Source organism: Bartonella sp. MU70NMGDW, assembly GCF_042194085.1.
GTDB classification, from domain to species: domain Bacteria; phylum Pseudomonadota; class Alphaproteobacteria; order Rhizobiales; family Rhizobiaceae; genus Bartonella; species Bartonella grahamii.
The window spans coordinates 1-1,242 of record NZ_JBHIMK010000337.1 but is presented as its reverse complement, the minus strand read 5'-3'; the positions used below and the strand labels follow the sequence as shown (position 1 = coordinate 1,242).

The following is a 1,242-nucleotide window of genomic DNA, read 5'->3' as shown; positions in this document are numbered from 1 at the left end:
TATCCATAAATCAATTTTCAATTCTAATGCTGCCGTATATTTAAAACAAAGGTTACGAGCTCTCTAAGCAGCTCAAACTTTTGTATGTTAGATTGAGGCGAAAATACTGTGTATATTGGTTTGTTTCATCTTTAAAATGTGGAAAAAGCCTCATTTGTGGAAAATAACAAAGATCTAAATGTAAAAACACGTTTCCACTATCGTTCTTTTATTCAGTTTTACAACTTTTAAAAACATCTATGGCGATATTTTTAAATAATAGGGATGATGACGCATTGTCTTACGCTTTATGCTTTTCTCATTTCTGTAATGGAGGTTACGTCCCTCATTCAAAACAAAACGCCATTGTACTGTTTATTCACGCGCTTTTTAAGGAGTATCTCTCAATGTTCCCAAACTCATTTTACAACGATGTTTGAATAGTATAACGCAAAATACCCTGTGAATACTACAAGATTCATGTCCTCCATCTTTCCCATCTTGACAATAAAGTGCAAACCAGAATCATCATTTTATTTTCCAGCTCTTAAATGTTGATGCAACCCTAATTTTGAGAAAACCCTCGGAATTTGAAGGGTATTTTTACTCTTTTCTTCAATAGCATCTATATACTCCCCCTGGTTGTGATACGCAGGGAAATGGTCTTAATATTTTAATATACGCGGGATATTTTGATAAAATAAAGTGTGCCACTAAAGTATGTACAGCTTATTTCTTATATTTAAAAAATCAAATCGCCTTTCTCTAAAATTACTTTTTATATATTCATTTGGGAAAATTAACATCAGAAATCTAAGCATTTTCAATGGTTTTCAAAAATAGCAAGAATTTTATTTATTAAACGCCAGATATTTTGGTGAAGTGCGTTAGATAATAGTTAAGAAGAGTTGCATCTTAGTTTTGAAAAATGGGGGAGAGATTTTGAAAATAAAAAAATCTATATATATAAAACATCTTCAATTGCGTTGACAGTACTTTTTATTCAATAATCCATACAATATTTTTATTCGTATTTTATTTGTAGCAGGGGGGGTTCTATTTTCCTCTTACGCAGAAGCTGAAAGGCTGCCTTCTTTTTTTGATTCGCATGAACACTTGGTACAACCTGATACAACGGATATCTTTCGGTTGCGTTTTGTAACAACTTTTGAATTTCCTCCTTTTAATTTTCTTGATCAAACGGGGCATCTTACAGGTTATAATATCGATTTATTGCGCGCTATTTGCTCAAAATTAAAATTA

General features: G+C 31.7%; 1 pseudogene. It reads left to right on the top strand.

Features of this window, described 5'->3' with window-relative positions:
• Nucleotides 1-960: 960 nt before the first annotated feature.
• A pseudogene (locus tag ACFIKE_RS10820) lies at nucleotides 961-1,242 on the top strand (transporter substrate-binding domain-containing protein); the annotation flags it as partial.